Consider the following 25,929-nt stretch of genomic DNA (forward strand, 5'->3'; position numbering starts at 1 on the left):
GCTAGCCGACGAAGATGCAGAACGGATGCCCGGACGGGTCGGCGAACACGAACAGCGGCTCGTCGGGGTCGTCGAAGCGATCACGCAGCAGCGTGGCGCCGAGCTCGAGCGCCCGACCCTTCTGCCGCTGCAGCTCTTCCGGGCTGCTGACGGCGAAGTCGAGGTGCAGCTGCTGCGGAATCGGGCCCTCTGGCCAGGTGGGCGGGTCGACCTTCTCGACCTTCTGGAACGACAGCCGAAACGAGCCGCCGTTCTCACGCAGGCGCAGCCAGTCGGCGGTGTCGGGCTGGCCCTCGGCGGGCGGCTCATCGCCCGGGAAGTAGGAGTAGCCCAGCAGCTCTCGGTAGAACTCGGCCAGGCGGCGCACATCGGTCGTGTCGAGCACGGTCGCCACGATCTTCGGGAAGACGGTCTGCAGATCTGCGGTGTCCATGCCGACAGTGAAGCAACGACCACCGACATCCGCAGGGCCCTTGCGCTCTAGGGTGAAGTAATGACCGCACGCCGCCGCCTCTGGAGCGGCTCGGCGGTGCAGCTCGGCAGCCTGGTCAGCGTCAACTTCGGCTCGGCGATCGCCGGCCTGATCATCCCCGCCGTCGGTGTCGTCCCGGTCGTCACCGCGCGTCAGCTGGTGACGGTCGCGACCCTCGTGCCGTTCTGGCGCCCCACTCGAGTGGGGTTCACCTGGCGCCGGCTCTGGCCGGCACTCGCGCTCGGCGTCGCCCTGCTCGCCATGAACCTGACGTTCTATCTCGCCGTGCACCTGCTCGGTCTCGGCATCGCCGCGGTGCTCGAGTACCTCGGCCCGTTCGCGCTCGCGGTGCTGGGCTCGCGCAGGATCATCGACGGGGCGTGCGCCGTCGGCGCCGCGGCCGGCGTGGTGCTGCTGTCTGAGGCATCCGGTCACCTGAACGCCGCAGGCGTCGTCGCGGCGCTGGCCGCCGCCGCGTTCTGGGCCGCCTACATCCTGTTCTCGCGCCGCGTCGCGCTCGCGCTGCCCGGGCTCGAGGGCATCACGATCGCGAGCATCGTGACCACCGTGATCTCGCTGCCGCTCGCGCTCGTCACCATCTCGTGGCAGAGCGTGAGCATGCGCGACTGGATGCTTCTGCTGGCGCTCGGCCTGCTGTCGAGCGCCGTGCCCTACAGCCTCGACGCGTTCGTGCTGCGACGCCTGACGCCGCGGATCTATGCCGTCGTGACCGCGTTCGGGCCGGCCGTCGCGGCGGTCTTCGGGTGGCTCGTGCTGCACGAGCACTTCACCCTGGCGATGGTCGCCGGCATCGCGCTGGTCGTGGTGAGCGCCGCGGTCGCGATCCTGAGCCACCGCGAATCCGATTCACAGCCGAGCCCTATCGCACCCGAGGCCGGCGCCGCGTAACCTGCCAGCGTGCTGTTCCGCGACCGCGACGAGGCGGGCCGAATGCTCGCCGATCTGCTGCTGAACCTGAGGGCGGCGAGGCCCGTCGTGCTCGGCATCCCGGCCGGCGGCGTGCTGGTCGCGCAGGTCGTCGCGCGTGAGCTGGGGGCGCCGCTGGGTGCAGTGGCGAGCGGATGCCTGACCGAGACGGACCTCGAAGACCGAACCGTCCTCGTCGTCGACGAGGGCGTCAACACCGGCGCGACGATGCGCGCCGCGCTCGAGACCGTCGCAGCGGCTCACCCCAGGCAGGTCTTCGCCGCCGCGCCCGTCGCACCGAGGCGGCTCAGCCTCGGGCGGCTCGCGGCCGACCTCTACGCGATCGCGCGGCCCGAACCCCTCTCGAGCGTTCGGCGGTGGTACGCCGAACTTCCCGAGGTGTCAGAAGACGAGGTGCGGGCCGCGCTGGGCGGTCAGGACTGGGCGTACGCCGGCGCGACCTCGTTGTGAGCGTGGCCGACCGTGTAGACGCGCATGTCGTTGGTCGTGCCGGGCAGCCCAGGAGGCGAACCGGAGATGACGACGACCTTCTCGCCGTAGGTCGCGAGACCCTCGCCGATCAGGGCGTCGTCGACCTGGCGGAAGTACTCGTCGGTGTAGGTCACGGTGTCGACGAGCGAGGACTGCACACCCCAGACCAGCGCCATGCGGCGGCGGGTCGCCTCGTCGGTCGCGAATGCGCGCATCGGGATCGCGTGGCGCAGGCGCGCCATGCGGCGGGCGGTGTCGCCGGACTCGGTGAAGATGCAGACGAACTTCGCGCCGACGAACTCGGCGACCTCGGCCGCGGCGAGCGTGATCGCGCCGCCCTGGGTGCGCGGCTTGGTGCCGAGCGGGGGCACGCGCTCGAGGCCGTGCTCCTCAGTCGACTCGATGATCTTCGCCATCGTCTGCACGGTGATGGTCGGGAACTCGCCGACGCTGGTCTCACCAGAGAGCATCACGGCGTCCGCGCCGTCGAGGATCGCGTTCGCGCAGTCGGATGCCTCAGCGCGCGTCGGGCGCGGGCTGGAGATCATCGACTCGAGCACCTGCGTCGCCACGATGACCGGCTTGGCCATGCGGCGGGCGAGCTCGACCGCGCGCTTCTGCACGATCGGCACCTGCTCGAGCGGCAGCTCGACGCCGAGGTCGCCGCGGGCGACCATGATCGCATCGAACGCGTCGATGATCTCTTCGAGCGCCTCGACCGCCTGCGGCTTCTCGATCTTCGCGATGACGGGGATCTTGCGCCCCTCTTCGGCCATGATCTCGTGCACGCGGTCGATGTCCTTGGCGTTGCGCACGAACGACAGGGCGATGTAGTCGGCGCCGAGGCGCAGGCCCCAGCGCAGGTCGGCCTCGTCCTTCTCGCTCAGCGCGGGGACGTTGACGGCCACGCCGGGCAGGTTGATGCCCTTGTTGTTCGAGACGGCACCGGGCACCGTGACCTCGGTCGTGACGCGCGGGCCGTCGACCGAGACGACGCGCAGGCCGACCTTGCCGTCATCGATCAGCAGCGGGTCGCCGGGCTTCACGTCGTCGGGCAGGCCCTTGAACGTCGTGCCGGAGATCTCCTGGTTGCCGACGATCTCTTCGGTGGTGATCGTGAAGATGTCGCCCTCGCGCAGGTCGTAGGGCCCGGCCTCGAACTTGCCCAGGCGGATCTTCGGGCCCTGCAGGTCGACCATGACCGCCACCGGCTTGCCGAGGTCGTCGGCCGCCTTGCGCACGTTCGCGTAGACGCCCTCGTGCACGTCGTAGCTGCCGTGGCTCAGGTTCATGCGAGCCACATCGACACCCGCCTCGATGATCGCGCGGATCGCTTCGTAGCTCGATGTTGCAGGGCCGAGTGTGGCGACGATCTTGGCTCGTCTCATGATGCTTGGTATTCAGCTTTCGTTTCGTGAGGGGAATGCGCGGGCGATCAGCCTTCAGCGCATTTACAGGCTAATGCCTCGCTCGGTCGCCTTGATAGGCGAGGGCAGCTCCGTGTCGCCCTCGAGGTAGCGGTCGACCGCGGCGGCAGCGGCACGGCCCTCGGCGATCGCCCACACGATGAGCGACTGACCGCGGCCGGCGTCGCCCGCCACGAAGACGCCCGGCTCGGCCGTCGCGTAGTCGTCGTCGCGCGCCACGTTGCCGCGGCCGTCGAAGCGCAGGCCGAGCTGGTCGGCGAGGAACTGCTGCTCCGGGCCGGTGAAGCCGAGGGCGAGCAGCACGAGGTCAGCGGGGATCTCGCGCTCGGTGCCCGACTTCGGCACGCGGCGCCCGTCGATGAACTCGGTCTCGGCGACGCGCAGAGCGCGCACCTCGCCGGCGTCGTTGCGCAGGAACTCGACGGTCGAGGCGAGGAACTCGCGCTTGCCGCCCTCTTCGTGGGCGCTCGACACCTCGAACAGGCGCGGGTCGGTGGGCCACGGCTCGTGCTCGGCGCGCTCGAGCGGCGGGCGGGCGCCGATGGCGAGGTTGGTGACGGATGCCGCGCCCTGACGGTGCGCCGTGCCGATGCAGTCCGCACCGGTGTCGCCGCCGCCGATGACGACGACGTGCTTGTCCTCTGCGGTGATCTGGTTCGCGACGCTGTCGCCTGCCCCGGCGCGGTTCTGCTGGGTGAGGTACTCCATCGCGAAGTGGACGCCGGGCAGGTCGCGGCCCGGGATCGGCAGGTCGCGCGGCACCATGGCGCCGGTGGCGACGACGACGGCGTCGTAGCGCGCCCGCAGGTCGCTCCACGTGATGTCGGTGCCGATATCGATGCCCGCGCGGAAGCGCGTGCCCTCCGCCGTCATCTGCGCGAGGCGCTGGTCGAGGCGCCGCTTCTCGAACTTGAAGTCGGGGATGCCGTAGCGCAGCAGGCCGCCGATGCGGTCGTCGCGCTCGTAGACCGCGACGGTGTGGCCGGCGCGGGTCAGCTGCTGGGCCGCGGCGAGCCCGGCGGGGCCCGAGCCGACGACCGCGACCGTCTTGCCGGTCAGGCGCTGCGGCGGGTGCGGCTCGATCCAGCCCTTGCTCCAGCCCTCGTCGGCCAGCGAGACCTCGACCTGCTTGATGGTCACAGGCGGCTGGTTGATGCCGAGCACGCACGACGACTCGCACGGGGCGGGGCACAGCGTGCCCGTGAACTCCGGGAAGTTGTTGGTGGCGTGCAGGCGCTCGAGCGCCTGGCGGCCCTCGCCGCGCCACGTGAGGTCGTTCCACTCGGGGATCAGGTTGCCGAGCGGGCAGCCGCGGTGGCAGAACGGGATGCCGCAGTCCATGCAGCGGCCGGCCTGCCGGCGCAGCTGGGTCGCGTCGCCCTGCTCATAGACCTCTTTCCAGTCCATGAGTCGAACCGAGACGGGCCGCCGCTTGGGCAGCTCGCGCTCGGTGACCTTCAGAAAGCCCTTCGGGTCAGCCATTGGTGGCCTCCAAAATCCTTGACCAGACGACGTCGCCGTCGGGGTCGAGCCCTTCGCTGACCGCCTGCTGCCGCGTCTCGAGGACGGCGGCGTAGTCGCGGGGCAGCACCTTCACGAACTTGGCGGCGGACGCCTCGAAGTCCGCCAGCAGCGCGGCGGCGAGCGGTGAGCCCGTCTCGGCCACGTGCTTCTCGAGCAGGTCGCGCAGGATCTCGGCGTCGACGCTCTCGAGCGGAAGCAGCCGTAGCTCGCCGGAGGCGAGCGACTGCGGGTTCACCCGGCCCTCGTGCAGCTGGTACACGTAGGCGGTTCCGCCCGACATGCCCGCGCCGAGGTTGCGGCCGGTCTCACCGAGGATGACGGCGAGACCACCGGTCATGTACTCGAGAGCGTGGTCGCCCACGCCCTCGACGACCGCCGTGGCGCCCGAGTTGCGCACGAGGAAGCGCTCCCCCACGATCCCGCGGATGAACATCGTGCCCTGCGTCGCGCCGTAGCCGATGACGTTTCCGGCGATGACGTTCTCTTCCGCCGCGAATCCGGCCGAGGCATCCGGTCGCACCACGATCTGGCCGCCCGAGAGACCCTTGCCCACGTAGTCGTTCGAGTCGCCGACCAGGCGCAGCGTGATGCCCGCGGGCAGGAACGCGCCGAACGACTGGCCGGCCGAGCCCGTGAGCGTGATGTCGATCGTGCCGGAGGGCAGGCCGTTCTCGCCGTGGCGCAGGGTGACCTCGTGCCCCAGCATGGTGCCGACCGCGCGCTCGGTGTTGCGGATCGGCAGGGCGATCGTGACGGAGGTGCCGTTGTTCAAGGCATCCGCAGCGGCATCGATCAGCTGCACGTCGAAGTGCCTCTCGAGCTCGTGGTCCTGCTGGCGCACGTTCTTGCGCGGCTCGTCGTCGGAGAACTCCGGCCCGTGCAGGATCGGCGACAGGTCGAGGCCGGAGGCCTTCCAGTGGTCGATCGCACGGTCGACGTCGAGCACCTCGGCGTGGCCGATCGCCTCGTCGAGCGAGCGGAAGCCGAGCTCGGCGAGGTACTCGCGCACCTCTTGCGCGATGAACTCGAAGAAGTTCACGACGAACTCGGGCTTGCCCGTGAAGCGCTCACGCAGCACCGGGTTCTGCGTCGCGACTCCGACCGGGCAGGTGTCGAGGTGGCACACGCGCATCATGACGCAGCCTTCGACGACGAGCGGGGCCGTCGCGAAGCCGAACTCCTCGGCGCCGAGCAGGGCGCCGATGATGACGTCGCGGCCGGTCTTGAGCTGGCCGTCGACCTGCACCACCACGCGGTCGCGCATGCCGTTCAGCATGAGCGTCTGCTGGGTCTCGGCGAGGCCGAGCTCCCACGGCGTGCCCGCGTGCTTGAGCGAGTTCAGCGGGCTCGCACCCGTGCCGCCGTCGTGGCCGGAGACCAGGATGACGTCGGAGAGGGCCTTCGCCACGCCCGCCGCGACCGCGCCGATGCCGTTCTCCGACACGAGCTTCGTGTGGATGCGGGCCTTCGGGTTGGAGCGCTTCAGGTCGAAGATCAGCTGCTTCAGGTCTTCGATCGAGTAGATGTCGTGGTGCGGCGGCGGCGAGATCAGGCCGACGCCGGCCGTCGCGTGCCGCGTGCGGGCGACCCACGGGTACACCTTCTGCGCCATCAGCTGACCGCCCTCGCCCGGCTTGGCGCCCTGGGCGAGCTTGATCTGGATGTCGTCGGCGTGCGTCAGGTACATGCTCGTGACGCCGAAGCGGCCGGAGGCGACCTGCTTGATCGCGCTGCGGCGCTCCGGGTCGAGCAGGCGCTCGTTGTCTTCGCCGCCCTCACCGGTGTTCGACTTCGCGCCGAGGCGGTTCATCGCGATCGCGAGGGTCTCGTGCGCCTCGCGCGAGATCGAGCCGTAGCTCATCGCACCCGTCGAGAAGCGCTTCACGATCGAGGCCACCGACTCGACCTCGTCGAGCGGCACCGGCGGCCGCACGCCGTGCTTGAACTTGAACATGCCGCGCAGCGTCATGAGCTGCTCGGCCTGGTCGTCGACGAGCTTGGTGTAGTCGCGGAAGATGTCGTAGCGGCGCGTGCGCGTCGAGTGCTGCAGGCGGAAGACCGTCTCGGGGTTGAACAGATGCGGGCTGCCGTCGCGGCGCCACTGGTACTCGCCGCCGGTGTTGAGGCGCTCGTGCACGCGCACGGCGCTCTCTTCGGGGTAGGCCTGGCGGTGGCGGCTCAGGTTCTCTGCAGCGATCACGTCGATGCCGACGCCGCCGAGCTTGCTGACGGTGCCGGTGAAGTACTTGTCGACGAGCTCCTGCGAGAGGCCGACGGCCTCGAACGCCTGGGCGCCCGCGTAGGACCCCACGGTCGAGATGCCCATCTTCGACATGATCTTCAGCACGCCCTTGCCGAGCGCCTTGATCAGGTTGTAGACGGCCTTCTCGACGGTGATGCCCGTGATCATGCCGGCGTTGACGAGCTCTTCGACCGTCTCCATGGCGAGATACGGATTCACCGCGGAGGCGCCGTAGCCGACGAGGAGCGCCACGTGGTGCACCTCGCGCACGTCGCCCGCCTCGACGACGATGCCGACGCGCATGCGGTTCTCGGTGCGGATCAGGTGATGGTGCACCGCCGCGAGCATGAGCAGCGACGGAATCGGAGCGAAGTCCTTGTTCGAGTCGCGGTCGGACAGCACGATGAAGGCCGCGCCGCGCTCGATCGCCTCGTCGACCTCGTCGCACATCGCGGCGAGGCGCTCCTCGAGCGCCTTCTCACCGGCATCCGGTCGATACAGGCCCTTGATCACCGTGGTGAGGCTCGAGCCCGGGCGCGGGTCGATGTGCTGGATCTTCGCGAGCTCGTCGTTGTTGATGACCGGGAAGTCGAGGACCACCTGGCGGGCGTGCTCGGGCGTGGCGGTGAGCAGGTTGCGCTCGGGGCCGAGGCCGAGGCGCATCGAGGTGACGACCTCTTCGCGGATCGAGTCGAGCGGCGGGTTGGTGACCTGCGCGAACTGCTGCGTGAAGTAGTCGAAGAGCAGGCGCGGGCGCTTCGAGAGCACGGCGACCGGCGTGTCGGAGCCCATGGCGCCGAGCGGCTCCGCGCCGTTCTTCGCCATCGGGGTCAGCAGGATGCGGACCTCTTCCTCGGTGTAGCCGAAGGTGCGCTGGCGGCGCCGGACGGAGGCGGGCGTGTGCACGATGTGCTCGCGCTCGGGCAGGTCGGCGAGATTGATCGAGTTCTCGAGCCACTTCTCGTAGGGCTCGGCGGCGGCGAGGGATGCCTTGATCTCGTCGTCCTCGATGATGCGGCCGGCCTCGGTGTCGACGAGGAACATGCGGCCGGGGCGCAGGCGGCCCTTGCGCACGACCTTCGCCGGGTCGATGTCGAGCACGCCGGTCTCGCTGCCGAGCACGATCAGGCCGTCGTCCGTGACGAGGTAGCGGGCGGGGCGCAGGCCGTTGCGGTCCAGCGTGCCGCCGACGAGCGCGCCGTCGGTGAACACGAGGGCGGCCGGCCCGTCCCACGGCTCCATGAGCGCCGAGTGGTACTCGTAGAACGCCTTCCGGGCGGGGTCGATCTCGGTGGCGTTCTCCCAGGCCTCGGGCACCATCATCATGACGGCGTGCGGCAGCGAGCGGCCCGCGAGGTTGAGCAGCTCGAGCACTTCGTCGAAGCTCGCCGAGTCGCTCGCACCCTCGGTGACGATCGGGAACAGGGGGCGCAGGTCGCCGAGCAGCTCCGACTCGAGCTGCGACTGGCGCGCACGCATCCAGTTGCGGTTGCCCTGCACCGTGTTGATCTCGCCGTTGTGCGCGATCATGCGGAACGGCTGCGCGAGCGGCCACGACGGGAAGGTGTTGGTCGAGTAGCGCGAGTGGACGAGCGCCAGCTTCGAGGCGAAGCGCTCGTCGGAGAGGTCGGGGTAGAACGGCTCGAGCTGGAGCGTGGTGACCATGCCCTTGTAGACGAGCGTGCGCGCCGAGAGCGACGCGAAGTAGGTGCCGAGTTCGCGTTCTGCGCGCTTGCGCAGGCGGAACGAGAGGCGGTCGACCTGGATGCCGGTGCGAGGCGAGCCGTCGTCGGCGGGGTGCGCCGCCGTGACATACAGCTGCTCGATCGCCGGCATGGCGCCGCGCGCCAGGTTGCCGATCTCCTCGGGGCGCGTGGGAACCTCGCGCCAGCCGAGCACGGTCAGCTGCTCCTCCGCGGCGATCTTCTCGACGGCGGCCTTGACGGTGGCGCGGTCGTCCTCCTCGATCGGAAGGAACGCGTTGCCGACGGCGTATTGGCCGAGCGCCGGCAGCTCGAACGGCGCGACGGCGCGCAGGAACGCGTCGGGGATCTGCGTGATGATTCCGGCGCCGTCACCGGTGCCCGCGTCGGAGCCGACGGCACCGCGGTGCTCGAGGTGGCGCAGCGCGTTGAGCGCGTTGTCGATGATGTCGTGACCGGCCGTGCCGCGCAGAGTCGCGACCATGGCGAGACCGCACGCGTCCTTCTCTGAGCGCGGGTCGTACATGCCCTGTGCTGCGGGAATGGTGCTGAACCGCGAGACAGCGCTGACCTGGGAAGACATGGGCTGCATAGGCGCCATTCTCAACCGTCCTCACGTGAATGGGGAAAAGTGACTGGTGGGGACGCCTTCGGCCCTACGAGGAGTCGGTCTAAGTGGTGCGGGTGCCTTGCCGACAGTGCATTTCTATGAGCCGGAGCGGCTTGTGGCCTCGGCGTCGCCCTGCACGGGCTCGTTCGAGTCTACGACATCGCTCTGGCCGGTCTGGTCGCCCTCTCCTGCCCGGTTGCGGTCGGCGCTCTCGCCCGGCGTCCACTCGTAGCCGCGGCGGTACACGCTCGGCTCGGCGCCGTGGTGCCGGTGGCTCTGCACGGCGATGATCACGATGCCGAGGACGATCGCGCCGAACGCGGCCCAGACGTTCGTGGGGATGCCGAGGAAGCTGAACTCGCTCGGGTCGATGCGAATCGACTCGAGCCAGCTGCGGCCGACGCCGTACCAGATCAGGTACATGCCGAAGAAGATGCCCCAGCGCGGCTTGTACTTGCGCTCGATGAGCAGCAGCACGGCGATGCCGACGAGGTTCCAGATGATCTCGTAGAGGAACAGCGGGTGGAACAGCGTGCCGCTCGGCAGGCCGGCGGGGAACGCCTTGTTGTCGCTCGAGATCTGCAGACCCCACGGCATCTTGGTCGGCAGGCCGAAGAGCTCGTTGTTGACGTAGTTGCCGAGGCGGCCGACCGCCTGCGCGAGCAGCAGGCCGGGCACGAGCGCGTCGGCGAACGACCAGAAGCGCAGCTTGTGCTTGGGCAGCGCGCAGGCGAGCCAAAGGCCGACGGCGCCACCGATCAGCGAGCCGAAGATCGCGTTGCCGCCGTCCCAGATGGCGAACACGTTCCAGAGGTTCGCGCCCGAGTAGAAGTAGTCGTGGGGGTGCGTGAACACGTGGTAGAACCGCGCCCCGATGATGCCCAGCGGAACCGTCCACAGCACGACATCGAGCACCACACCGGGCTCGCCGCCGCGCTTCGTCAGACGCACGTGGGTCCACCAGGCGGCGACGATGATGCCGGCCAGGATCAGCAGCGCGTAGAGGTGGATCGTCAGGGGTCCGATCTTCCACGACTGCCATGCGGCCGTGGGGCTCGGGATGCTCGAGACAAGCGCTTCCAGCAAGGTGATGGTGCCTTCCGTGGGGAGTCGCCCCGATGGGGTGCGGGGCCGGGAGAAGTCTAGGGGGCGAGCTTATGTGCTTCACGCCGGGACGCGGTGGCGGACGCCTCGCGAGCCGGCGTGCTCACCCATCGAGGTGTGCCGAAACGGGCCTTTGCGCGCTGATTCCCCCGCTTCGGAACACCTCGATGGGGCGAACCACGGATGCTTCAGGCGGGGCGCTGCGCAAGGAACGTCACGAGCGTCGAGGTCAGTACGTACTCCTGACCGTCTCGCCTTTCCTTGACCGTCGCCGGCGCAGACCACTGCTGCATGACGGTGAAGTCCGTGAACGCCCCGCTGAGGAGCGCCGATGCCTGATCGCTCGTGATCCCGCTCTCGAGAAGTGCCGGTCGCTCCTCTCCGTCCGTGGTGACTTCGCGTCTGTCGCCGATGATGCCGATCGCAACAACACCGCCAGGCGCAGTCGCCCGGGCGATGCGCGCCAGAAGAGCGGCGATGGTATCCAGGTCAGGCAAGTGCTCGATCGCTGAGAAGGCGACAACCAGATCGGCTGGTTCGTCGAACTGATAGTCCGCGAGATCGGCGGCGACGGTCTGCACCTCGATCTGCGGAGAAGCCGGAAGGTGCGACTTCAGCCTTTCGAGCGCGTCGGGCAGCAGATCCACGGCGATGACGGTTGATCCACTGTGCACACGCTCGACAATCGGGATCGTGTGTCGACCAACGCCTGCACCGAGGTCATAGGCGATGACCGGCCGCGTCTGGTCGACGAGATCGAGCGCGTCGAGAACCAGCCGATGCGGCTTCGCGAGCCACGAACCCGGAGTCCCGATATCGGCACTCGCATAGAACTCACGGTGATAGCGCACGGTCTCCGCCCGTGCCGCGTCGAAGTCAGCTGCCTCGCTCACCGAAGCGCTCGCAGATAGCGGCGGTGGGCGATCGTTTGCGCGATGAGCAACAGGGGGAAGAGCACGCGCCAGGCGCCGCTCGGGGCGGGGCGCGTCAGCGAGCGGACGATGAGACGGATGCCTGCGGCGGAGCGCTCGAGAATGAACGCCTCCTCGCCGTCGACTGGGTGCCCCGGGAGTGTGCGGTACGAGAAGCCGACTCGATCGGGTTCGTCCACGACCCGCACGACCTCGATCGGCTCGCGCACCGTGATGCCGAGAGCGCCCGCCGTGATCGTCAGCCGCGTGCCGGGGCGCACGGCCTCGGCAGAGTTGACACGAAAGCCGCTGCGCGTCTTGACGCCCCAGTGCAGCAGCGCGTCCCGGCAGCGCTTCCAGGCGCTGTCGCCGTCGCCGACGACGGCAGAGATCTCGGAACGCCGATACCTACCACCTGCATCAGCGGGCCACACGGCCAGCTCGGGATACGTCCTACCGGCTGTGCTCACGGGCGGTCAGCGGTCGCAGACGAGCAGGATGTTGCCGTCTGGGTCTCGCAGTGTGAAGAAGAGACACATCGCCGGGTCGCCCTCGATCGCGGTCGGCGAGAGTCCCTCGGACTCGAGCCGGGCTCGGGTCGCGTCGAGGTCGGCGACGACGAGGTTGTGCGTGGCGAAGCCGAGGCCGGGCGCGGTCATCCCGCTGAGCGGCCCCATTAGCGTGAGGGTCGCCCCGGGGCCACCTTCCAGCACGGCCGACCACGGCGTCACGGTTACCGCAGAGAGCCTGAACGTCTTGGCGTACCACTCCGCGGCCTCGGCGGGGTCCGCCACCGGCACGAACGCCGTCCCGACGCGGGTGGTGGCCTGCTTCTCGACGAGGACGTACTCGTTGCCGAGGAGGTCGAGCACGTGGCATACCCGGGCGCCGGCGGCATACGTCGGCTCGATCCGGAAGCGGACGCCGTTCTCGCGCCAGGCCGCCACGGTGCGGTCGAACTCGTCGGTGTAGAGCACGGCGACCGGCTCGCCGCCGGTCTGCGCGCCCACGCGGGCGAGGCCCTCCGCGCTCTGCGAGCGGAGCAGCCACACTCCCCCGTCATCGCCCGCGAAAGCGACGTGCACGAAGCGCTGCCCGTCTTCGGCGACCCCGTCGTGCAGCACGCGGCAACCGAACGCCTCCGTGTAGAACTTCAACGCGGCATCCTGGTCATCGACCAGCACGACCGCACGCCTCAGCAGAACCGCCACCCCGGTACCCTCTCTCGCCCTTGAAATCAGCGAGGGGAGTCTATCGGCGCAGAAGCGCCCGGCTCAGCGCCCGACTCAGCGCGCGGTGCCGGCGGCGAGAGACGATGCGGCGGCGCGCACGCCCGCCACTCCCCCGTCGGCCAGCGACTTCACCAGCATCGCACCCACGATCGCACCGTCGGCGTACGACAGCACCTCGCTGACCTGCTCGCCCGTCGAGATTCCGATGCCGACGCAGACCGAGTCGGCGCCCGCGGTGCGCAGGCGGCCGACGAGGCCACGCGCGGCCTCGTCGACGGACGCCCGAGCGCCGGTGACCCCCATGGTCGAGACGGCGTACACGAAGCCCCGCGAGGCCTCCGTCGCCTGACGCAGGCGCTCGTCGGTCGACGTGGGCGCGGCGAGGAAGACGCGGTCGAGCCCGGTGCGATCGCTGGCGGCGATCCAGTCGGATGCCGAGTCGGGAGTGATGTCAGGTGTGATCAGCCCCGCACCGCCCGCCGCGGCCAGCTCGTCGGCGAAGCGCTCGACGCCGAACTGCAGCACCGGGTTCCAGTAGGTCATCACGAGCGCGGGCGCCGAGACCTGCGCGCGGATCTGCCGGATCGCCTCGAAGAGGTGCGGGATCTTGAAGCCGTTCGTCAGCGACTGCTGCGCCGCCGCCTGGATGACCGTTCCGTCCATCACGGGGTCGGAGTACGGCAGGCCGAGCTCGAGGATGTCGACACCCGACTCGACGAGCGCGACCGCCGCGTCGATCGAGGTCGTCAGGTCGGGGAATCCGATCGGCAGATAGCCGACCAGCGCGCCCTTGCGTGACGCGCGAGCATCGGCGACCGCCTGCGCGACCGGGGATGACGTCGTGGTGTCGCTCATGCCTGGCCAGCCCCTTCGTCCAGAACCCCGAAGTACTTCCCGGCGGTCGCCACGTCTTTGTCGCCGCGCCCCGACAGGTTCACGAGGATCAGCGCGTCGGGCCCGAGCTCCTGACCGAGCTTCAGCGCGCCCGCGAGGGCGTGCGCCGACTCGATCGCGGGAATGATTCCCTCGGTGCGGCACAGCAGCCGGAACGCCTGCATCGCCTCGTCGTCGGTGATGTTGCGGTACTCGGCGCGGCCGAGATCCTTGAGCCAGGCGTGCTCTGGCCCGACGCCCGGGTAGTCGAGGCCGGCCGAGATCGAGTGCGACTCGAGGGTCTGGCCGTCTTCGTCCTGCAGGACGTAGGTCTTGTTCCCGTGCAGGATGCCGGGGCGGCCCTCTTCGAGCGTCGCGCCGTGCTTGCCCGATTCGATTCCGTAACCGCCGGGCTCGAAGCCGAAGAGCTTCACGTCGGGGTCGTCGAGGAAGGCGTGGAAGATGCCGATGGCGTTCGAGCCGCCGCCGACGCACGCCGCGACCGCGTCGGGAAGGCGGCCGGTGAGCTCGAGCACCTGGGCGCGCGCCTCTTCGCCGATGATCTTGTGGAAGTCGCGCACCATGGTCGGGAACGGGTGCGGGCCGGCGACCGTGCCGAGCAGGTAGTGCGTCGTCTCGACGTTGGCCACCCAGTCGCGGAACGCCTCGTTGATGGCATCCTTCAAGGTTCGCGAGCCGGTCTTCACCGGAACGACCTCGGCGCCCAGCAGACGCATGCGGGCGACGTTGAGCGCCTGCCGCTCGGTGTCGACCTCGCCCATGTAGATGGTGCACTCCATGCCGAACAGGGCCGCTGCGGTCGCGGTGGCGACGCCGTGCTGGCCGGCGCCCGTCTCGGCGATGAGGCGGGTCTTGCCCAGCATCCGCTTCACGAGCAGCGCCTGGCCGAGCACGTTGTTGATCTTGTGGCTGCCGGTGTGGTTCAGGTCCTCGCGCTTGAGGATGACCCGCGCGCCGCCCGCATGCTCGGCGAAGCGCGGCACCTCGGTGATGATCGAGGGGCGGCCGGAGTACGTGCGGTGCAGCTCGGCGAGCTCCGCGGCGAACCCCGGGTCCTTCTGCGACGCGTGCCACGCCTCGGTCAGCTCGTCGAGAGCGGCGATCAGCGACTCGGGCATGAAGCGCCCGCCGAACGCGCCGAAATCAGGCCCGGCGACTTCGCGGAGGGTCATGGGTTCTCCCAACAGAGAGGGCCTGACGGAGTCAGACCGAGAGGAACTTCTCGAGCGTGCGGATCGGGTCGCCGTCGGTGACGAGCGCCTCGCCCACCAGCACCACGTCGGCGCCGGCCTCGCGGTAGCGCGCGACGTCTTTCCGCTTGAGCACTGCGGATTCCGCGACGCGGACGACCCCGGCAGGAATCCGGTCGGCAACCCGGCCGAACAGGTCCTTGTCGAGCTCGAAATTCGTGAGGTCGCGCGCATTCACGCCGACGAGCTGCGCGCCGACTTCGAGGGCGCGGTCGATCTCGTCTTCGGAGTGGGTCTCGACGAGTGCGGTCATGCCGAGCTCGCGCACCAGCTGGTGCAGGCTCGCGAGCTTCTTCTGGTCGAGAGCCGCGACGATCAGCAGCACGAGGTCGGCGCCCGCGGCGCGCGCCTCGAACACCTGGTACTCGGTGGCGATGAAGTCCTTCCGCAGCACCGGGATGCTGACGGCAGAGCGCACCGCCTCGAGGTCGGCGAGCGAGCCCTTGAACTTGCGCTCCTCGGTGAGCACCGAGATCGCGCTGGCGCCGCCGGTCTCGTAGGTCACGGCGAGCTGCGCAGGGTCGGGGATCTCGGAGAGGTGGCCGCGCGACGGGCTCGCGCGCTTCACCTCGGCGATGATCTTGACGCGGTCGGCGGGCGCGAGCACCTCGAGCGCATCGAGTGCAGGCGCCTGCTCGAGCGCCGCCTTCTCGACGGCCGCCTTCGAGCGGTGCTCTTTGCGGGCGTTCGCGTCGGCGACCGAGCCGGCGGTGAGGTCGGCGAGGATCGACACTAGTGACCCTTGGGCTGGTACTTCTCCCCGCCCACGCCGTAGCCGGCCTTCTTGAGCACCCAGCCGACGATGAGTCCGACGACCACCAGGCCGCCGCCCACGACGGCGACGAGGATCGGCTGGTCGAACCAGAAGAACAGCGTGCCCAGCACGAAGCCCAGCAGCATGATGATCACCGCCGTCCACGCGGCCGGCGAGTGGCCTTCGCCGAGTTCCTCGTGTTCGTGCGCGTTGGTCGTGCCGCTCATGTCTCTCCTGGTCTCGAGCTTCTGGTGAAAGTCTAGCTAGTCGGCCGTGGGGTCGTCGCCGCGGGTCAGCTCGTCCCAGTCGTCGACGGCGTCGTCCCCGGGGCGGGCTTCCGGCTGCGTGCGCGTGGATTTTCTCGGCGCGGGGGATGCCTGGCCGACGGCCTCTTCGAAGTGCACCGCCTGGTAGCGCCGCGACCCTCCGGGCCACCGGCCGCCCGTGACGAGCGCCGCGAGAGAGGCCAGCGCGACCAGCACCCCGGCGACGATCGCGAGCGTCGGCCACGCGCTGGCGCTGACGTGATCGGTCAGGCGGTGCACCGAGGCGTTGCCCGTGATCCCGGTCGCCTTCGAGATCGCCGCGCGCACCCCGGCCGAGTTCTTCGGGTCGCCCGCCGCCGCGAAGACGATGCACGCCCCGAGGATCACGCCGATGATGCCGACGATGATGCGGGCGACCCGCCCGGCGATCGCGAAGGCGAGAGCGAGGGCGAGGGCGGCCAGCGACAGCGCGGTGAGTGCGGGCGAGGCATCCGACCCGCTCACCGTGATCGGCGCCGGGTGACCTGAGGCCTTCGTCAGCGTCACGGTGAACCAGGTCTGCGTCGCCCCGGCGAGGCCGAGGATGGCGCCCACCAGCACCACTGCGATCGTGATCAGCTTGAGGCGCCCGCCGGTCACTGCTCGACTCCAGAGGCAGAGACCCGCTTCATGGCGTTGGCGACCGCGACGGCGCGCAACGGCGCGGCGGCCTTGTTTCGGCACTCCTCGTACTCGCTGACGGGGTCGGAGTCGGCCACGAGGCCCGCGCCGGCCTGCACGTAGGCCATGCCGCCGATGAGGGTCGCGGTGCGAATGGCGATCGCGAGGTCGGCGTCGCCGGCGAAGCCGAAGTAGCCGACCACTCCCCCGTAGACGCCGCGCTGGGCCGGCTCGAGTTCGTCGATGATCTCGAGCGCTCGCGGCTTCGGGGCGCCAGAGAGCGTGCCGGCCGGGAAGGTCGCGCGGAAGACGTCGACGGCCGAGGCATCCGGCTTGACGTCCCCTTCGACGCTCGAGACCAGGTGCATGATGTGGCTGAACCGCTCGACCCGCATGAACTCGGTCACCTCGACCGAGCCCGCGCGGCACACCTTCGCGAGGTCGTTGCGGGCGAGGTCGACGAGCATCAGGTGCTCGGCGCGCTCCTTCGGGTCGGCGATGAGGTTGGATTCAAGATCGGCATCGCTCTCGGGCGTCGCGCCGCGCGGGCGGCTGCCGGCGATGGGGTGCGAGTAGGCGCGGCCGCCCTCGACCTTGACGAGCGCCTCGGGGCTCGAGCCGACGACGGTGTACGGCTCGCCTTCCGGCGTCTCTAGCTGCAGCAGGTACATGTACGGGCTCGGGTTCAGGCTGCGCAGCACGCGATAGACGTCGACAGGGTCGGCCGTCACCGGCTGCTGGAAGCGCTGCGAGATGACGACCTGGAAGACGTCGCCCGCCGTGATGTAGTCCTTCGAGCGCTCGACCGCGGCAAGGTACTCGTCGCGCGACGTGCGGTTCTCGGGGTTCGGCTCTACGCCGAGGTCGACGACCGCGAGCTGCGCCTCGAGCGGTTGCGCCAGCTGCGACTGCAGGGCGTCGAGCCGCTCCTGTGCGTCGTGCCAGAGCTCGCCGGCATCCGCCTCGCCATCGTTCAGTGCGTTCGCGATCAGCTGCACGACACCCGTGCGGTGATCGACGACGACCAGGTCGGCGACGAAGCTGAAGGCGAGCCCGGGCACGTCGAAGTCAGCCGGCGGCTGGTTCGGCAGGCGCTCGAGCTGCCGCACGGCCTCCCACCCGATGAAGCCGACGAGGCCGCCGGTGAGCGGCGGCAGGCCGTCGATGCGCGGCGTCTGCCAGCGCGCGTAGAGCGCGGCGAGCACGTCGAGCGGCGTGGCCGTGAGATCGACGGATGCCTGCCCCAGCGCGCGCTCTGCAGAGAGGCCGCCACTCTGCCAGGTCGCACGGTCGCCTTCCTGAGTCAGCACCCCGAAGGCGTTCGCGCCGACGAAGGAATAGCGCGACCAGATGCCGCCCTGCTCGGCGGACTCGAGCAGGAAGGTGCCCGGGCGGCCCGCCGCGAGCTTGCGATAGATGCCGACGGGAGTCTCGCCGTCGGCGAAGAGCTCACGAACGACCGGCACGACCCGGTGGCCGGGCAGCAGCGCGTCGAACGCCTCGCGCGAAGTCGTCGTCACTGGGCTGTCGCCGACCCTTCGACCGGGTTCAGCACGTCGGCGTCGAAGCAGGTGCGGTCGCCGGTGTGGCACGCGGCTCCGATCTGGTCGACCTCGACGAGCAGGGTATCGCCGTCGCAGTCGAGGGCGGCCTGGTGCACGTACTGCACGTGGCCGCTGGTGTCGCCCTTTCGCCAGTACTCCTGCCGTGAGCGCGACCAGAAGGTGACGCGGCCCTCGGTGAGGGTGCGGCGCAGCGCCTCCGCATCCATCCAGCCGAGCATGAGCACCTCGCGGGTGTCGTGCTGCTGGATGATCGCGGGGAACAGGCCGTCGGCGCCGAAGCGCACCCTGCTGAGGATCGCGTCGACGTCGGGCGCCGTGGTGTTGATGTTCTCGGTCATGATCGGACCTCCAGCCCGGCGGCGCGCAGCTCGCCCTTGACGTCGCCGATGGTCAGCTCGCCGTAGTGGAACACGGAGGCTGCGAGCACGGCGTCTGCGCCGGCCTGGATCGCCGGCACGAAATCGGCGAGCTTCCCGGCGCCGCCGCTCGCGATGACCGGCACCTTCGACAGCTCGCGCATGGCGTGCGTGAGCTCGAGGTCGTACCCCGCCTTCGTGCCGTCGGCGTCGATCGAGTTCACGAGCAGCTCGCCCGCCCCGCGCTCGATCGCCTCTTTCGCCCAGGCGAGGGCGTCAAGATCGGTCTCGGTGCGGCCGCCGTGCGTGGTCACGACGAAGCCGGACGGCGTGCGCGGGCTGCGCTTCACATCGAGCGACAGCACGAGCACCTGCGCGCCGAAGCGGTCGGCGATCTCGCCGATGAGCGCGGGGCGCGCGATCGCGGCCGAGTTGACACCCACCTTGTCGGCACCGTGCGCGAGCAGCTTGGCGACGTCGTCCGCGGCGCGCACGCCCCCGCCGACGGTGAGCGGAACGAAGACCTGCTCAGCGGTGCGGCGCACCATGTCGTAGGTCGTGGCGCGGCCCTCGACCGTGGCGGTGACGTCGAGGAAGGTGACCTCGTCGGCGCCCTGCTCGTAGTACCGCTTCGCGAGCTCGACCGGATCACCGGCATCCGCCAGGTTCAGGAAGTTGACGCCCTTGACGACGCGGCCGTCTGCCACGTCGAGGCACGGGATGACGCGGACTGCGACGCTCATCTGATCGCTCCCCTAGAGCCGTGCCGCGTGGATCGGCGTGACGAGGATGGCGCGGGCCCCGAGCTCGTAGAGCGCGTCCATGATGTGGTTGATCTCGTCACGCGGGATCATGACGCGCACGGCGACCCAGGCCGGGTCGCGCAGCGGCGAGATCGTCGGCGACTCCATGCCGGCCGCGATCGCGGTGGCCTGCTCGATGAGCTCGCTCGGCAGGTCGTAGTCCATGAGCACGTAGCGGCGGGCGACCATGACGCCTTCGAGCCGGCGGTGCAGCGTGTCGAGCCCAGGGGCCGGGTTCGGCCCGGCGATCAGCACGGCCTCTGACTCGAGGATGACGGGGCCGAAGATCTCGAGGCCCTGCTTGCGCAGGGTCGTTCCGGTCTCGACCACGTCGGCGATCGCGTCGGCGACGCCGAGGCGCACGGCCGATTCGACCGCGCCGTCGAGCTTCACGAGATCGACGTCGATGCCCGCCTCGGCGAGGAATCCCCCGACCAGACCGGTGTAGCTCGTGGCGACGCGCTTGCCGCGCAGGTCGTCGAGTTCGCGGAACTTCCCGGCGGGGCCTGCAAAGCGGAAGGTCGAGGCGGCGAAGCCGAGCGGCTCGTCCTCGTGGGCGTTCGAGCCCGAGTCGATGAGCAGGTCGCGGCCGGTGATGCCGACGTCGAGGGCGCCGGAGCCGACGTACGTCGCGATGTCGCGCGGGCGCAGGTAGAAGAACTCGACGTCGTTCTTGGGGTCGGCGACGATCAGTTCCTTGGGGTCGCGGCGGCCGTTGTAGCCGGCTTCCTTCAGGTACTCGGCGGCGGTCTCCGACAGGGCGCCCTTGTTGGGCACGGCGATTCTGAGCATGGGTGAGGGCTTTCGGGGTCGAGGTGGTCGTCTGGGCGAGGCATCCGATCACAGATGTCGGTAGACGTCCTCGAGGGTGAGGCCCTTCGCGATCAGCGCGACCTGCAGGTGGTAGAGCAGCTGGCTCGCCTCTTCGGCGAACTCGTCGTCGCTCTGGTACTCGGCGGCCATCCACACCTCGGCGGCCTCTTCGACGATCTTCTTCCCGATCTGATGGATTCCGGCGTCGATCTCTGCGACCGTGCGGGAGCCCTCAGGGCGGGACTGGGCCTTCTCGCTGAGCTCGGCGAAAAGGTCGTCGAAGGTCTTCACGAGACCAGGCTACTAGGCGTGCACGTGGGCCGACGCCGCCGCCCGCAGCGCCGCGATCGCCTCTGCCGCGTCATCGGCGCCGAACACGCTCGAGCCGGCGACGAAGGTGTCGGCCCCCGCCTGCGCCGCGGTCGCGATCGTCTCGGTCGAGATGCCGCCGTCGACCTGCAGCCAGACATCCGTGCCGAGGCGGGTCGCCGCCTCACGCAGCTGCGTGAGCTTCGGCATCACGTGCGGCAGGAACGACTGGCCGCCGAAGCCCGGCTCGACGGTCATGACCAGTACCTGGTCGAACTCGGGCAGCAGATCGAGGTAGGCGCCGACGTCGGTCTTGGGGCTCAGCGCGACGCCTGCCCGGGCGCCGAGCTTGCGCAGGGTGCGCGCGAGGGTGATGGGCGCGGTGGCTGCCTCTGCGTGGAAGGTCACGCTGAAGCATCCGATCTCGGCATACTGCGGTGCCCAGCGGTCGGGGTCCTCGATCATCAGGTGCACGTCGAGCGGAACCGGGCTCGTCGCCTGCACCCGCTCGACCATCTGCGGCCCGAAGGTGAGGTTCGGCACGAAGTGGTTGTCCATCACGTCGACGTGCACGTAGTCGGCTGTCGCGATGCGCTCGAGGTCGTGCTGCATGTTCGCGAAGTCGGCGGACAGGATGCTCGGATTGATGCGCGCGGCCATGAGTTCAGCCTATTGGCGCGGGCTACCGTGAGGGCATGGCTGAGGAATGGCGACGCGTCGTCGCGGCACTGGCGAACCCCGACATGCGGCTCACGTGGGCGCGGCTCGTTTGCGGCGCAGGTGAGACGGATGCCACGGCCGGCCTCTCCCCCGCGCGTCGGCGCCGCGTGCTCGACGGGTTACGCGGCGCGGGGCTCATCGACGAGGCATCCGCGCCCCGCTCTGCGGTCTTCGCCGAGGTGCTCGCGGCCGCGCCGGTGGCGCCCCAGCCGACCGGGCCCGAGCGGTTCCTGCGCGGCGGCCGCATCGACCGCTACCCGGCGTCGCAGACCGAGCGTGGGGAGCTTCTCGCTCTGATCGCGGGGCGCGCGTTCCGTTCGGGCGAGGTGCTCGATGAGCGCGAGGTCAACGAGCGCCTCGCATCGTTCCACGACGACGTCGCCGTGCTGCGGCGCTACCTGGTCGACTTCGGCCTGCTGGTGCGCACCCGCTCGGGGTCGTCCTACGCGCTCGCGGAGGAGTGACCGTCGCCGAGAAGTGCCGTGATGTCGTCGTGCTGCGGCATTGACGGCAGTTCGGCACGGCGCGGCGCGACGGCCGTGGAGCGCGGCGTGCCTACGCCTTCTGCAGCAGGGCGATGAACATCGCGTCGGTGTTGTGACGATGGGGCCACAGCTGCACCTGCGCCGGGTCGCCCGACAGGTCGAGCGGCGTCTTCACCGCGCCCTGCAGGATCTCCTGGGTCGGCAGCTCTTCGAGCTCGCCCGGGTGGCGCTTGAGCGCCTCGGCGACGGCGATGCGCGTCTCGCCGAGGTGCGGCGAACAGGTGACGTAGGCAAGGATGCCGCCCGGCCGCAGCGTCTCGACTGCCGCGTCGAGCAGTGAGGACTGCAGGCGCTCGAGTTCCGCGACGTCGCGTGGCTGCTTGCGCCACCGCGATTCGGGTCGCCGCCGCAGCGCGCCGAGGCCGGTGCACGGTGCGTCGAGCAGCACGCGGTCGAACTCCCCCGCGTGCTCGGTCGGGATGCCTCGGCCGTCGCCCTCGACCACCTCGACGGCATCCCCCAGCGGCGCGACCGCGTTGCGCACCAGGCCCGCCCGTGCGGCCACGACCTCATTGGCGACGAGGGTCGCGCCGGCACGGCGCGCCTCGGCGCCGAGCAGCGCCGCCTTCCCGCCCGGGCCCGCGCACAGGTCGAGCCAGCGCTCCCCGGCTCGCACGGGCCGCGCCGCGACCAGTGCGAGGGCGGCGAGCTGCGAGCCCTCGTCCTGCACGCGCACCCAGCCTTCCGACTCGCGCACGAGCCGGAACGGGTCGCCGGGCAGCGTGAACCCATACGGCGAATAGGGATTCGGCTCAGCGCCCTCTGGCACTGTGCCGCCGCCGGGAAGCGCGACCAGGTTCACCCGCGGTGCTGCGTTATCGGCCGCAAGCAGCGCCTCGAGTTCAGCCGCGACATCAACGTCGTGCCGACGCTCGGCCGCGAGCGACTGCCGCAGCGCGCGTACGATCCAGACCGGGTGCGAGCCGAGCGCGGCGATCGCGTCGTCGGGTGTCGTCGCATCGGCGAGCACCCGCTCGCGCCACTTGTCGGGCTTGGTGCGGGCGATGCCGCGAAGGACCCCGTTGACGAAGCCGACGCGGCCGCGGCCGATCGCCTGCGCCGCCACCCGCACGGTCTCATTGACGGCGGCATGCGACGGCACCCTCATTGACAGCAACTGGTGCGCACCGAGGCGCAGCACATCGCGCACCGCCGGCTCGATCTGGTCGATCTCGCGGTGCGCCGCGATGCGGATCACCGCGTCGTAGTACCCCTGCATGCGCAGCGTGCCGTAGGTCAGCTCGGTGGCGAGCCCCGCATCGGCGCTCGACATGCCGGAGCGCTCGAGCCGCACGGGCAGCAGCAGATTGGCATAGGCATCCGATTCGCGCACCGCCGCAAGCACGTCGTAGGCGATGCGCCGCGGGTTCGGCGTATGGGCGGCGTCGTTCATTCCGCGACCATCCCTTCCGGATTCTGCAGGCCACGCCACCAGTCGGCGGCAGCCATCGCCTTCTTCCCCGCCGGCTGCACGATCAGCAGCTCGAGGGGGTGCGTCGCGGTGCCGAGGTAGACCCGGCCACCGCGCGACCCGAACGCGCCGGGCGCGAGCCGGTCGGCGCCCTTCGCGAGACGCGCCGCGTGGATCTTGAACCGCTCGCCGCCGAGCACCACGAACGCACCCGGCTCGGGCGAGACGCCGCGCAGTCGCGCGTAGACCGCGTCGCCGGCATCCGTCAGTGCGAGCCGCGCGTCATCGAGCGTGAGCTTGGCGGCCAGCGTGGGCTCGCCCTGCTGAGGAGCCGCGACGGCTTCGCCTGCCGCGATTGCATCGACGACGGATGCCAGTTGCGCGGCGCCTGAGAAGGAGAGTGCTTCGAGCACCTGCCCCGCAGTCTCGTCCGGGCCGATCGGCCGGCGCTCGAGCGAGAACACGTCGCCGGCGTCGAGTTCTTCGACCAGCTGGAACACCGCGGAGCCGGTCTCGGTGTCCCCGGCCATGACGGCCCGCTGCACGGGGGCGGCGCCTCGCCAGCGCGGCAGCAGCGAGAAGTGCAGGTTGATCCAGCCGAGCCGCGGCACCGCGAGCATCGGGGCGCGCAGCAGCCCGCCGTAGGCGACGATCACGCCGAGGTCCGGGGCGAGCGCCCGAACCGCCTCGGTCTCGTCATCGCGCAGACGGTTCGCCTTGATGACCGGCACGGCCAGTTCGGCGGCGCGCGTGGCCACGGGAGACGGCGTCAGCGTGCGCTTGCGGCCGAGAGGCGCGTCGGCGCGGGTGACGGCGCCGACCAGCTCGTGGCGGCTCTCCGCGAGGGCGTCGAGGGTCGGCACGGCGACGGCCGGGGTGCCTGCGAAGACGATGCGCAGGGAAGGTGCGACGGAGGGCATGTGCTGCTGTTCCTAGAGGATCTCGGGGTCGTCCAGCTTGACTCTCAGTGTAGGAGCCGGGCGCCCCCGACGGCGCCCCGCCGGCGGTCTGCGGCCGCCGGTCGCCTGCCGCACGATCGCGCCGCGCAGCGCCGAGGCGACCTCGTCGCCGTGGGCGTAGTCGAAGCGCACCACGGCGCGCACCGATCCGTCGTCGAGCGAGCGCGGGCCATCGGCGGGCACCGCAGCGGGACCGAGCACGTCGCGGATGGGCACGTTCTCGAGCGCCTCGAGCGCGGCCTGGACGGATGCTGGCTTGCCGGTCACGGATGCCACCCGCAGCGCCGGAGGGAAACCGAGCGCTCGCCGATCAAGCAGTTGCGCCGACGCGTAGCTGTGTTGCTGCCACAGAGTCAGCGCCTGGGCGAGCGGGCCGCCCACGCCGACGAGCACGGTCGAGGCGCCGGGTGCGGCGAGGGCGGCCGCATTCGACCACCAGCGCAGGCAGTCGTCGCCGACGTGCAGGCTCTCGCGCTGAAGCATCCGCTCGCCATCGAGCAGGATCACCGCCGCATACCCGCCCGCCGCGATCGGCTCGGCGCCCCGCGTCGCGACGACGAGGGTGCGCGGCTCGCCCGAGACCTGCGTCAGCGGCCGCTCGCCGTCGCTCACGATGACCCTGGTGCCGGGAAACGCGCGACCGAGCTCCTCGGCGGTGCGGCCGGAGCCGCGGGTCACCATGCGGTACGTCGTGTTGTTGCACTCTGAGCACGACCAGTCCCCCGCGAGTCGGCCGCACCAGGCGCAGCTGGGCACGGCGTGCGAGGACGCGAGCTGCAGCGGACCGGCGCAGTTCGTGCACCGGGCGGCCTGGCCGCAGCGGCGGCAGGCGAGCAACGACACGTAGCCCGGCCGCGCGACTTGGACGAGCACCGGCCCCGCCTGCAGCGCCTCGGTCGCGGTGCGGAACGCGGCGGATGGCACCCGGCCGCCGTCGGGGCCGGTCTCGCGCTGCTGAGCGGCTGTCGGCACGACCTTCGGCGTCACGAGCGGCACGGGCCCGACGTCTCTCAGATAGCCGAGCTCCACGAGGCGCTGCACCTCGACCGACCGGGTGTGGCCGGCGAACACGAGGGCGCCGCCTTGCTGCTGCTGGCGCACTAGGGCGACGTCGCGCGCGTGCGCGTACGGCGCGAGCGGCTCGGCGAACAGCGGGTCGCCGTCGTCGTACAGCGCGATGAGCCCCAGCTCGGCCGCGGGCGCATAGACGACCGAGCGATTGCCCACGATGATGCGCGGAACGTGCCGCTTCTCGTCGGGGTGGTCGAGGCACGCGAGGAAAGCTGCGTAGCGCTGCGCGTTCGTGCGCCGCGCGTCGAGCGAGGCGACCACCCCTTCTGGAACGAGGGTGTGCAGCACAGCTTCGAGCTGCTCCTGGTCGCGGTAGTCGGGCACCGCCAGGATCGCACTGCGCCCGCCGGCCACGGCGCGCACCGCGGCCTGGGCGAGCGTCACGGCCCAGCGGCCGACCCAGGTGCCGTCGCCGAGTTCGGCCACTCCGGGCAGCGAGCGCAGGGCGAGCCTTCCCGCGTCGTCGACGGCCGACTCGATCACGCCGGCTTCGTAGCCCGCGATCGGATACCTCGCCCGCGGCGCCTCACCCGGCGCTCCGCGCTCCAGCCACTTCCGCTCGACGGCCACCGATCGCCGGGGAATGGCGAGCCGCAGCACATCGTTCGCGCTGCCGGCCTGGCGGTCGGCGATGCGTCGTGCCAGGGCCCACACCTCGGGCGCGAGCACACGCGCCGGCGACACCACGGTCTCGAGTGGCGCGAGGGCGCCGTCGAAGTCGCTCGTGTCGCCGACCTCGACGACCAGCCCGTCGGCCAGCCGACCCTCGACGCGCAGCGGGGCCGTCACCCGCACGCCGGGGACGGCCTGGTCGGCGAGCGCGGGCGGAATCGCGTAGTCGAACAGCCGGTCGAGCTGTGGCAGCGGCGTGTCGATCAGCACCCTCGCGACGGAGGCCACCGTGCGCCC

Annotated in this window: 25 protein-coding genes; 3 read left to right on the forward strand and 22 right to left on the reverse strand. The window is 70.5% G+C overall.

Annotated elements, in window-relative coordinates; all coding sequences use genetic code 11:
* Position 1 precedes the first annotated feature (1 nt).
* Positions 2-433: a VOC family protein gene (locus ABD736_RS01905; RefSeq protein ID WP_344790048.1), complete on the reverse strand. Its 432-nt coding sequence runs from the start codon at positions 431-433 to the stop codon at positions 2-4.
* Positions 434-493: 60 nt separating this feature from the next.
* On the opposite strand from ABD736_RS01905, the gene ABD736_RS01910 reads away from it, so the two are divergent.
* Both ABD736_RS01910 and ABD736_RS01915 read left to right on the forward strand, forming a co-directional pair.
* Positions 494-1,381, forward strand: a complete 888-nt coding sequence (locus ABD736_RS01910; RefSeq protein ID WP_344790049.1) for an EamA family transporter — start codon at positions 494-496, stop codon at positions 1,379-1,381.
* Positions 1,382-1,390: 9 nt separating this feature from the next.
* Positions 1,391-1,870, forward strand: coding sequence for a phosphoribosyltransferase family protein (locus ABD736_RS01915; RefSeq protein WP_344790050.1), 480 nt, complete (start codon positions 1,391-1,393; stop codon positions 1,868-1,870).
* On the opposite strand, the gene pyk is transcribed toward ABD736_RS01915, so the two are convergent.
* The 18 genes from pyk to rpe all read right to left on the reverse strand — a co-directional run bounded on the left by pyk (position 1,834) and on the right by rpe (position 20,974).
* Positions 1,834-3,279 carry a pyruvate kinase gene (gene pyk, locus ABD736_RS01920; protein WP_344790051.1) on the reverse strand — a complete coding sequence of 482 codons (1,446 nt, stop codon included), beginning with the start codon at positions 3,277-3,279 and terminating at the stop codon, positions 1,834-1,836. The two genes, ABD736_RS01915 and pyk, sit on opposite strands and share 37 nt — an antisense overlap.
* A 63-nt stretch (positions 3,280-3,342) precedes the next feature.
* The gene (locus ABD736_RS01925) at positions 3,343-4,800 is read right to left on the reverse strand and encodes a glutamate synthase subunit beta (RefSeq protein WP_344790052.1); all 1,458 of its coding nucleotides are present in this window, start codon (positions 4,798-4,800) and stop codon (positions 3,343-3,345) included.
* Positions 4,793-9,370, reverse strand: coding sequence for a glutamate synthase large subunit (gltB, locus tag ABD736_RS01930; protein WP_344790053.1), 4,578 nt, complete (start codon positions 9,368-9,370; stop codon positions 4,793-4,795). The genes ABD736_RS01925 and gltB overlap by 8 nt, the downstream gene beginning before the upstream one ends.
* A 123-nt stretch (positions 9,371-9,493) precedes the next feature.
* The gene (gene lgt, locus ABD736_RS01935) at positions 9,494-10,480 is read right to left on the reverse strand and encodes a prolipoprotein diacylglyceryl transferase (RefSeq protein WP_425555018.1); all 987 of its coding nucleotides are present in this window, start codon (positions 10,478-10,480) and stop codon (positions 9,494-9,496) included.
* A 209-nt stretch (positions 10,481-10,689) separates the two neighbouring features.
* Entirely contained in the window at positions 10,690-11,394 is a 705-nt protein-coding gene (locus ABD736_RS01940) for a class I SAM-dependent methyltransferase (RefSeq protein WP_344790055.1), read from the reverse strand.
* Positions 11,391-11,882 (reverse strand): DUF1990 domain-containing protein, encoded by a 492-nt coding sequence (locus ABD736_RS01945; protein ID WP_344790056.1) that lies wholly within the window; start codon positions 11,880-11,882, stop codon positions 11,391-11,393. Before ABD736_RS01945 ends, ABD736_RS01940 begins: the two co-directional genes overlap by 4 nt.
* 6 nt (positions 11,883-11,888) lie before the next feature.
* Entirely contained in the window at positions 11,889-12,623 is a 735-nt protein-coding gene (locus tag ABD736_RS01950) for a VOC family protein (protein WP_344790057.1), read from the reverse strand.
* 75 nt (positions 12,624-12,698) lie between these two features.
* On the reverse strand, positions 12,699-13,499 hold the full coding sequence (trpA, locus tag ABD736_RS01955; RefSeq protein ID WP_344790058.1) for a tryptophan synthase subunit alpha: 801 nt from the start codon (positions 13,497-13,499) through the stop codon (positions 12,699-12,701).
* Positions 13,496-14,710, reverse strand: a complete 1,215-nt coding sequence (gene trpB / locus ABD736_RS01960; RefSeq protein WP_344790059.1) for a tryptophan synthase subunit beta — start codon at positions 14,708-14,710, stop codon at positions 13,496-13,498. The genes trpA and trpB overlap by 4 nt, the downstream gene beginning before the upstream one ends.
* Positions 14,711-14,741: 31 nt before the next feature.
* Complete coding sequence (gene trpC / locus ABD736_RS01965) at positions 14,742-15,515, reverse strand: indole-3-glycerol phosphate synthase TrpC (protein ID WP_344792188.1); 774 nt, start codon at positions 15,513-15,515, stop codon at positions 14,742-14,744.
* 5 nt (positions 15,516-15,520) lie between these two features.
* Entirely contained in the window at positions 15,521-15,769 is a 249-nt protein-coding gene (locus ABD736_RS01970) for an HGxxPAAW family protein (RefSeq protein WP_344790060.1), read from the reverse strand.
* Between the two features lie 36 nt (positions 15,770-15,805).
* Positions 15,806-16,447, reverse strand: a complete 642-nt coding sequence (locus tag ABD736_RS01975) for a Trp biosynthesis-associated membrane protein (protein ID WP_344790061.1) — start codon at positions 16,445-16,447, stop codon at positions 15,806-15,808.
* Positions 16,444-17,988: an anthranilate synthase component I gene (locus ABD736_RS01980; protein ID WP_344790062.1), complete on the reverse strand. Its 1,545-nt coding sequence runs from the start codon at positions 17,986-17,988 to the stop codon at positions 16,444-16,446. Before ABD736_RS01980 ends, ABD736_RS01975 begins: the two co-directional genes overlap by 4 nt.
* Positions 17,985-18,371: a phosphoribosyl-AMP cyclohydrolase gene (hisI, locus tag ABD736_RS01985; RefSeq protein ID WP_344790063.1), complete on the reverse strand. Its 387-nt coding sequence runs from the start codon at positions 18,369-18,371 to the stop codon at positions 17,985-17,987. The genes ABD736_RS01980 and hisI overlap by 4 nt, the downstream gene beginning before the upstream one ends.
* Positions 18,368-19,132 (reverse strand): imidazole glycerol phosphate synthase subunit HisF, encoded by a 765-nt coding sequence (hisF, locus tag ABD736_RS01990; protein ID WP_344790064.1) that lies wholly within the window; start codon positions 19,130-19,132, stop codon positions 18,368-18,370. The genes hisI and hisF overlap by 4 nt, the downstream gene beginning before the upstream one ends.
* Before the next feature lie 12 nt (positions 19,133-19,144).
* Positions 19,145-19,984 carry an ATP phosphoribosyltransferase gene (gene hisG / locus ABD736_RS01995; protein WP_344790065.1) on the reverse strand — a complete coding sequence of 280 codons (840 nt, stop codon included), beginning with the start codon at positions 19,982-19,984 and terminating at the stop codon, positions 19,145-19,147.
* A 48-nt stretch (positions 19,985-20,032) separates the two neighbouring features.
* Positions 20,033-20,296 carry a phosphoribosyl-ATP diphosphatase gene (locus ABD736_RS02000; RefSeq protein ID WP_344790066.1) on the reverse strand — a complete coding sequence of 88 codons (264 nt, stop codon included), beginning with the start codon at positions 20,294-20,296 and terminating at the stop codon, positions 20,033-20,035.
* A 12-nt stretch (positions 20,297-20,308) separates the two neighbouring features.
* A complete protein-coding gene (gene rpe, locus ABD736_RS02005; protein ID WP_344790067.1) occupies positions 20,309-20,974 on the reverse strand; it encodes a ribulose-phosphate 3-epimerase in 666 nt (221 codons plus the stop codon).
* A gap of 35 nt (positions 20,975-21,009) precedes the next feature.
* On the opposite strand from rpe, the gene ABD736_RS02010 reads away from it, so the two are divergent.
* Entirely contained in the window at positions 21,010-21,498 is a 489-nt protein-coding gene (locus ABD736_RS02010; RefSeq protein ID WP_344790068.1) for a DUF2087 domain-containing protein, read from the forward strand.
* A gap of 91 nt (positions 21,499-21,589) precedes the next feature.
* On the opposite strand, the gene ABD736_RS02015 is transcribed toward ABD736_RS02010, so the two are convergent.
* The 3 genes from ABD736_RS02015 to ABD736_RS02025 are packed head-to-tail and all read right to left on the reverse strand — an operon-like array spanning position 21,590 to position 25,920.
* Positions 21,590-22,972, reverse strand: a complete 1,383-nt coding sequence (locus ABD736_RS02015) for an RsmB/NOP family class I SAM-dependent RNA methyltransferase (protein ID WP_344790069.1) — start codon at positions 22,970-22,972, stop codon at positions 21,590-21,592.
* Positions 22,969-23,889 (reverse strand): methionyl-tRNA formyltransferase, encoded by a 921-nt coding sequence (gene fmt, locus ABD736_RS02020; RefSeq protein WP_344792189.1) that lies wholly within the window; start codon positions 23,887-23,889, stop codon positions 22,969-22,971. The genes ABD736_RS02015 and fmt overlap by 4 nt, the downstream gene beginning before the upstream one ends.
* A 33-nt stretch (positions 23,890-23,922) precedes the next feature.
* Complete coding sequence (locus ABD736_RS02025; RefSeq protein WP_344790070.1) at positions 23,923-25,920, reverse strand: primosomal protein N' family DNA-binding protein; 1,998 nt, start codon at positions 25,918-25,920, stop codon at positions 23,923-23,925.
* Positions 25,921-25,929 lie beyond the last annotated feature (9 nt).

Source organism: Gryllotalpicola daejeonensis (genome assembly GCF_039538145.1).
Taxonomy (GTDB): Bacteria; Actinomycetota; Actinomycetes; order Actinomycetales; family Microbacteriaceae; genus Gryllotalpicola; species Gryllotalpicola daejeonensis.

Coding starts and splice junctions, on each gene's coding strand:
- ABD736_RS01905 (WP_344790048.1), bottom strand. CDS start 433: ATGGACACCGCAGATCTGCAGACCGTCTTCCCGAAGATCGTGGCGACC.
- ABD736_RS01910 (WP_344790049.1), top strand. CDS start 494: ATGACCGCACGCCGCCGCCTCTGGAGCGGCTCGGCGGTGCAGCTCGGC.
- pyk (WP_344790051.1), bottom strand. CDS start 3,279: ATGAGACGAGCCAAGATCGTCGCCACACTCGGCCCTGCAACATCGAGC.
- ABD736_RS01925 (WP_344790052.1), bottom strand. CDS start 4,800: ATGGCTGACCCGAAGGGCTTTCTGAAGGTCACCGAGCGCGAGCTGCCC.
- gltB (WP_344790053.1), bottom strand. CDS start 9,370: ATGTCTTCCCAGGTCAGCGCTGTCTCGCGGTTCAGCACCATTCCCGCA.
- trpA (WP_344790058.1), bottom strand. CDS start 13,499: ATGAGCGACACCACGACGTCATCCCCGGTCGCGCAGGCGGTCGCCGAT.
- trpB (WP_344790059.1), bottom strand. CDS start 14,710: ATGACCCTCCGCGAAGTCGCCGGGCCTGATTTCGGCGCGTTCGGCGGG.
- ABD736_RS01970 (WP_344790060.1), bottom strand. CDS start 15,769: ATGAGCGGCACGACCAACGCGCACGAACACGAGGAACTCGGCGAAGGC.
- hisI (WP_344790063.1), bottom strand. CDS start 18,371: ATGACCGAGAACATCAACACCACGGCGCCCGACGTCGACGCGATCCTC.
- hisF (WP_344790064.1), bottom strand. CDS start 19,132: ATGAGCGTCGCAGTCCGCGTCATCCCGTGCCTCGACGTGGCAGACGGC.
- hisG (WP_344790065.1), bottom strand. CDS start 19,984: ATGCTCAGAATCGCCGTGCCCAACAAGGGCGCCCTGTCGGAGACCGCC.
- rpe (WP_344790067.1), bottom strand. CDS start 20,974: ATGGCCGCGCGCATCAATCCGAGCATCCTGTCCGCCGACTTCGCGAAC.
- ABD736_RS02010 (WP_344790068.1), top strand. CDS start 21,010: ATGGCTGAGGAATGGCGACGCGTCGTCGCGGCACTGGCGAACCCCGAC.
- ABD736_RS02015 (WP_344790069.1), bottom strand. CDS start 22,972: ATGAACGACGCCGCCCATACGCCGAACCCGCGGCGCATCGCCTACGAC.